Here is a 6,605-nt window from a genome sequence, read left to right on the forward strand (position 1 = left end):
GGCCCTGCTGGCGGCCGCCGAGCGGCTCGGCGTCCGGCTCGTCCGGCGGCGCGCCGAGGGCGTCGCCGTCGCGGGCGGCGCCGCGACCGGGGTCCGGCTCGACGACGGCTCGACGCTGCCCGCCGACCGGGTGCTGCTGGCCGCCGGGTCCTGGTCGGGAGACCTGGCGGGGCTGCCGGAGGGGATCGTTCCGCCCGTCCGCCCGGTGAAGGGCCAGGTCCTGCGGCTGCGCACCCGCACGCCGTTCCTGCGCCGCTCCACCCGCGGGCTGGTCCGCGGCTCCTCGGTCTACCTGGTGCCGCGCACCGACGGCGAGGTCGTCATCGGCGCCACCCAGGAGGAGATGGGCTTCGACACCCGGGTGACCGCCGGGGGGCTCTGGGAGCTGCTGCGCGACGCCCGCGAGCTGCTGCCGGGCATCACCGAGCTGGAGTTCGCCGAGGTCTCGGCCGGGCTGCGGCCCGGCTCCCCCGACAACGCCCCGATGATGGGCCCGACCGCGCTCCCCGGGTTCTTCCTCGGCACCGGCCACTTCCGCAACGGTGTCCTGCTCACCCCGGTGAGCGCCGACATCCTGGCGGCGATGCTGCTGGACCGCCCGGTCCCGCCGGAGGCCGCGCCCTTCACCCCCGACCGCTTCTCCCCCGAGGTGCACTGATGAACGTCATCGTCAACGGCGAGCCGCGCGAGCTGCCCGAGGGTTCCAGCGTGACCGAGGCGGTCGCGGCCGTGACCGCCTCGGGCGCCGGCGTGGCGGCCGCGCTGAACGACGAGGTCGTCCGCCGGTCGGCCTGGGACGCGACGACGCTCCGCGAGGCGGACCGCCTCGAGGTGCTGACCGCCGTCCAGGGAGGCTGACGATGGCCCCGGGGCGGAACACCGGGCGGGACACGGGACTGACGGCGAAGGCGAACCAGAACGTGAAGGACGGGGACATGGAGGACGGGAAGAGGACGGGCGTGCACGCGAACGGCACCGGGAACGGCGCGAACGTCCAGAACGCCGCGGACGCCGACAGGCTGGTCATCGCGGGCGACGAGCTCGGATCACGGCTGATCATGGGCACCGGAGGCGCGCCCAGCATGCACGTGCTGCGCGAGGCCCTGGTCGCGTCCGGGACGGAGCTGACCACCGTCGCGATGCGCCGGGTCGACCCCGCGGCGCGCGGCTCGGTGCTGGACGTGCTGGCGGGCTGCGGCATCCGGGTGCTGCCGAACACCGCCGGGTGCTTCACCGCGGGCGAGGCCGTCCTCACCGCCAAGCTGGCCCGCGAGGCGCTCGGCACGTCCTGGGTGAAGCTCGAGGTGATCGCGGACGAGCAGACGCTGCTGCCCGACCCGATCGAGCTGGTCGAGGCCGCCGAGCAGCTCGTCGCGGACGGGTTCACCGTGCTGCCCTACACCAACGACGACCCGGTGCTGGCCCGCCGGCTGGAGCAGGCCGGCTGCGCCGCCGTGATGCCGCTCGGCTCGCCGATCGGCTCCGGGCTCGGCATCCGCAACCCGCACAACATCGAGCTGATCGTCGAACGGGCGGGCGTCCCGGTCATCCTGGACGCGGGGCTCGGCACCGCCAGCGACGCGGCCCTCGCGATGGAGCTCGGCTGCGACGCGGTGCTGCTCGCGACCGCCGTCACCCGGGCGCAGTCGCCCGCGCGGATGGCCGCCGCGATGCGGTACGCCGTCGAGGCGGGGCGGCTCGCACGGCTCGCGGGCCGCATCCCCAAACGCCACCACGCCCAGGCGTCCTCCCCCTTCGAGGGCCTCGCCACCGGCGGCTGACGACCGGGCGATGAAGCTCCACTTCACGATCTCTCGTAGAAGTATTCACTGGACCTGAATATAGGAACGTCCCAGACTGGAGCACGCCGCCGAGGCCGTGCAAGTGCAACCGCACGTGCCCCTGCGGTGTTCATGGAAGCGACCCCTACCTAAGGTGCCTGACATGAATCAGTCTGCAACGTCCGCGCCCGCTGGACGGGGGATCGACAAGCTCGCGGTCGCGGCCGCGACGGTCACGGTGGTGCTCTGGGCGTCGGCCTTCGTCGCGATCCGCAGCGCGGGCGGCGACTACGACCCGGGGCCCCTCGCCCTCGGCCGGCTCCTGTCCGGCACCGTGGTGCTCGGCGCGCTCTGGCTCGCCCGCCGCGAGGGCCTGCCGCCCAGGGGCGCCTGGCCCGGCATCATCACCGCCGGGCTGCTGTGGTTCGGCGCGTACATGGTCGTCCTCAACTGGGGCGAGCGGCTCGTGGACGCGGGCACGGCGGCGCTGGTCGTCAACCTCGGGCCGATCCTCATCGCGGTGCTCGGCGGCTGGCTGCTGAAGGAGGGCTTCGCACCGCGCCTGCTCGCGGGCATGGCCGTCTCCTTCGCCGGCGCCGTCGTCGTGGGGCTGTCCATGTCGGGCGGCGGCGGGTCCTCCATCGGCGGCGTGCTGCTGTGCCTGCTGGCCGCCATCGTGTACGCGGCCGGGGTCGTCAGCCAGAAGCCCGCGCTCCGATACGCCTCCTCCCTGCAGTTCACCACGTTCGCCTGCGCCATCGGCACCGCCGCGTGCCTGCCCTTCGCCGGGCGGCTCGTCTCCCAGGCCCAGGACGCCCCCGCGGGCGCCACCCTCAACATGATCTACCTCGGCGTGTTCCCGACCGCGCTCGCCTTCACGACCTGGGGGTACGCGCTGGCGCGCACGTCCGCCCAGAAGATGGGCGCCACCACCTACGCCGCGCCCGCGCTGGTCGTGCTGATGTCGTGGCTGTTCCTCGGCGAGGTCCCCGGCCTGATCACCCTCGCCGGCGGCCTGCTGTGCCTCGCGGGCGTCGCGGTCTCCCGCAGCACCGGGGGCCGCCGCCGGGCCGCCGCGCCGCGCGAGGCCCACGCCTCCGGCGACCCGCTCGCCGACACCCTCCCCGCCGAGAGCGTCGCGACGGGATCGTGACCGGCGGCATGCCCGGCCTCCCTCCCCGGGCCCAGGAGGGCTCATCCTCCCGAGTGATGAGATCCACGCGGAAGCGCCCGTAGACTCCGTCGGGTGGACATGACGGGTGCCGATCCCCTCGTCGGGCGGGTGCTCGACGGGCGCTACCGCATCGAGTCACGGGTCGCGCGGGGCGGCATGGCCACCGTGTACGTGGCGCGCGACGTCCGGCTCGACCGGGTCATCGCGATCAAGGTGATGCACCCCGCGCTCGCGGCGGACGAGGACTTCGTCGCCCGCTTCATCGACGAGGCCAAGACCGCCGCGGCGCTGTCGCACCCGAACGTCGTCGCCGTCTACGACCAGCGCACCGACGGCGAGCACGCCTTCCTGGTGATGGAGTACGTCCCCGGCCGGACCCTGCGCGAGCTGCTGAACGAGCGCGGCCGGCTCGGCCCGCGCGCCGCGCTGGAGATCATGCAGCCGGTGCTGGCGGCGCTCGGCGCGGCCCACCGGGCCGCGCTCGTCCACCGCGACGTCAAGCCCGAGAACGTGCTGATCGCCGAGGACGGCACGGTCAAGGTGGCCGACTTCGGGCTGGCGCGGGCCGAGTCGGCGAGCAAGCTGACCAAGACCGGCCTGATCATCGGGACGGTCGGCTACCTGGCGCCCGAGCAGGTCCTGTCCGGCAAGGCCGACGTCCGCTCGGACGTCTACGCCGCGGGCGTCATGCTCTACGAACTGCTCACCGGCCATCTGCCGCACCGCGCCGACACCGCGCTCGCCGTCGCCTACAAGCACGTCAACGAGGTCGTCCCGGCCCCGTCCGGCGAGGTCCCCGGGCTCCCCCGGCGGGTCGACGAGCTGGTCACCGACGCGACGAGCCACGACCCCGGGCGACGCCCGCAGGACGCCGGCCAGTACCTCGCGGAGGTCGCCGACGTCGCCGCGGGGCTGCCCCGCGACCTCGACCGGCGCGTCGAGGAGGCCGCCCACCGGGAGACCTCGGTGCTGGAGACCCCGGCGCCGCCCGCCGCCGGGCAGGCCGCCGGGCGCACCGCCGAGTTCGGCGCGGGGCGCACCGCCGTCCTCGACCCCTCGGCCGCGGGACCCCCGCCCGGCGCCCTCGGCGACGGCGGGTACGGGCAGCCGCGCACCCGGACCGACCGGGCCATCGGCGTGCTCACCGGGCGTTACGTCCTGGTCGCCCTCGGCGCCGTCGCGGCGGTGATCCTCGGCTGGGCCCTCTGGTACCAGACCTCCGGCCAGTACGACCACGTCCCCGAGAAGATCATCGGGATGAAGGTCGAGGCGGCCCGGAGCAAGCTGAAGCACGGCGGGCTGGACGTCCAGGTCGCCGAACCCGTCTTCGACGACCGCGTTCGCAAGGGCGAGGTCGCCCGGTCCGACCCGCCCCCCGGCGCGCGGGTCGCCAAGGGCCGGACCGTCACGCTGACCCCGTCGCGCGGGCGGACGCCGCGCGACGTGCCCGACGTCCAGGGCAAGTCCCTCGACGAGGCGCGCGGCATCCTGCGGGACAAGGGCTTCACCATCGGCCGCACGAGCACGTCCGTCTCCCAGACCGTCGCCAAGGACCGGGTCATCAGCACCGATCCCGCCGCCGGTGACAAGGTCTCCCCGGACGAGCCGGTCTCCGTCGTCCTCAGCAGCGGCATGTCCATGCCCGACCTCGTCGGCGCCAACGGCGAGTCCGCCGCCAACCAGCTGCGTTCCCTGGGACTGGACGTCAAGGTCGACCGGCGCAAGGCGGAGGGGAAGCCGCCCAACACCGTCATCAGCCAGGACCCGGCCCAGGGCACGGGCGTGTCCCGCGGCGACAAGGTCACGCTGGTGGTCAGCAAGCGGGAGTGCCTCGTCGACGCCGGGCCTTTCCAGTTCGGCTGCGACGACGGCGGCGGGAAGCAGGAGGTCCCCGTCCCGAACATGACGGGCCGCGACGTGGACGACGCCAAGGCCGCCCTGAAGGACTCCGGCTTCAACGTGAACGTCACCGGGTTCGGCGGCGACACCGTCCGCTTCCAGAGCCCGAGCGGCGGCCAGGCCCCCCGCGGCTCCACGATCACCCTCGTCCGCGGCCCCTGACCGGCCCGTCCGCCGCGCGGCGGCGGGCGGCTAGGCTGAGCCGCCTATGACCTCCACGCGCAGCCCCGTCGGGGCCCACGTCCCCGTCGCCGGCGGCCTGGCCACCGGCGGGCTGAAGTACGCCGCGGAGATCGGCGCCGAGACCGTCCAGGTGTTCGTCGCCAACCCGCGCGGCTGGGCGCTGCCCGAGGGCCGCCCCGCCGAGGACGAGAAGCTCCGCGAGCACGCCGGCATGCCCGTGTACGTGCACGCGCCCTACCTGGTCAACTTCGGGTCGCCCAGCGCGGAGACGCTGGCCCGGTCGGTCGCGACCGTCCGGCACTGCCTCGTGCGGGGCCGGGCCATCGGCGCCCGCGGCGTCGTCGTCCACACCGGCTCCGCCGTCACCCAGACCTACGACGAGGCGATGGCCCAGATCCACGAGCACGTCCTGCCGCTGCTGGAGGAGATCCCCGACGACGGCCCCGACCTGCTCCTGGAGCCCATGGCCGGGCAGGGCCGGATGCTGTGCGCCAAGGTGCAGGACCTCGGGCCCTTCTTCGAGCGCCTGGAGCACCACCCCAGGCTGGGCGTGTGCTTCGACACCTGCCACGCCTTCGCCGCCGGTCACGACCTGGCCGCCCCCGGCGGCGTCGCGGCCACCATGGACGCCCTCGTCGCCACGGTCGGCGAGGGGCGTCTCGGGCTCGTCCACGCCAACGACTCCAAGGACGCATGCGGCTCGGCCAGGGACCGCCACGAGAACATCGGCGCCGGCCTGATCGGCGAGCGGCCGTTCGCCGACCTCTTCCGGCACCCCGCCGTGGCCGGCGTCCCGTTCGTCATCGAGACGCCGGGGCGCGCTCCCGGGCCCCACGGCAAGGACATCGCCACCCTCAAGAACCTTCGCCCCTGAGGCGTAAAGAGCTCGGGCGCCGCTGAACAACCCCCCGACTGTTCAACGACGCCCGAGCCACAGGTCACCGGATCCCACCCCCCCGGTACGGGATCCAGCGACTCACGATCCGGCGTGCGCGTGGCGTCCGCCGGATCTCCGGATTTGCTGTTGTGGGAGGTCCGCGGCGGTGGACGGTGGTGCCGTCCGCCGTGCCGCCCGCCCCTCCGGTGGCGGTGTGATGCCTGGTGCCACTGAGAACACTAGAGGTCTGGTGCCATCGATCGGGAGCCGGAAAACGCCGCCCTCGGTGAGCGGTACGTAGTCGGAGCCGTGCGTAGCGTAGTCGCGCGGCGAACGGTCGGCGGGGCGCGACGAGCGGTCTCCCCGCGACGGGCGGGAACGGTCCACATCGGGAGGCGGCGGCCGGCCGGCGTGCGGAGGGCGAGATCGGGAGCGGCCTTGCGAGGCGGCGCGGGGCCCCGAGGGCGTCCCGTGGCCGGTCAGCGGGCGAAGACGTCCTCGGGGAGATGCAGCCGGGCCAGGGCGCGGTCAGCGCGGCGGGGCACGTGCCGGCGGGTGAGCAGCGAGACCGCGACCATCACGGCGAACGAGGCGGGCGCGACCGGCATCGCGGGGTGCGCGAGGACGGCGGCCGGCCAGCCGTGCCAGGGACCGCAGTACAGCCGCGCGACGCCCGCCGCGGCGGCGAGCC

6 protein-coding genes and 1 pseudogene are annotated in these 6,605 nt (G+C 74.6%); 6 read left to right on the top strand and 1 reads right to left on the bottom strand.

The genetic code is table 11. The features are described from left to right. The 6 genes from E1291_RS37435 to E1291_RS37460 form a co-directional block, all read left to right on the top strand. The coding region (locus tag E1291_RS37435) for an FAD-dependent oxidoreductase (RefSeq protein ID WP_131742786.1) at positions 1-658 on the top strand (658 nt) is incomplete at its 5' end. Continuing rightward, a complete protein-coding gene (gene thiS, locus E1291_RS37440) occupies positions 658-858 on the top strand; it encodes a sulfur carrier protein ThiS (RefSeq protein ID WP_131742787.1) in 201 nt (66 codons plus the stop codon). The genes E1291_RS37435 and thiS, both read left to right, overlap by 1 nt. A 2-nt stretch (positions 859-860) precedes the next feature. Continuing rightward, positions 861-1,781 carry a thiazole synthase gene (locus tag E1291_RS37445; RefSeq protein WP_278045305.1) on the top strand — a complete coding sequence of 307 codons (921 nt, stop codon included), beginning with the start codon at positions 861-863 and terminating at the stop codon, positions 1,779-1,781. Positions 1,782-1,944: 163 nt separating this feature from the next. After that, positions 1,945-2,934, top strand: coding sequence for a DMT family transporter (locus E1291_RS37450; RefSeq protein WP_131742788.1), 990 nt, complete (start codon positions 1,945-1,947; stop codon positions 2,932-2,934). A gap of 99 nt (positions 2,935-3,033) precedes the next feature. After that, entirely contained in the window at positions 3,034-5,016 is a 1,983-nt protein-coding gene (gene pknB, locus E1291_RS37455; RefSeq protein ID WP_242614624.1) for a Stk1 family PASTA domain-containing Ser/Thr kinase, read from the top strand. Between the two features lie 46 nt (positions 5,017-5,062). Continuing rightward, entirely contained in the window at positions 5,063-5,911 is an 849-nt protein-coding gene (locus E1291_RS37460) for a deoxyribonuclease IV (RefSeq protein WP_131742790.1), read from the top strand. Between the two features lie 482 nt (positions 5,912-6,393). On the opposite strand, the pseudogene E1291_RS42745 reads toward E1291_RS37460, so the two are convergent. Beyond that, positions 6,394-6,605, bottom strand: a pseudogene (locus E1291_RS42745) (cation acetate symporter); the annotation flags it as partial.

Source organism: Actinomadura roseirufa (assembly GCF_900659635.1).
Classification (GTDB): domain Bacteria; phylum Actinomycetota; class Actinomycetes; order Streptosporangiales; family Streptosporangiaceae; genus Spirillospora; species Spirillospora roseirufa.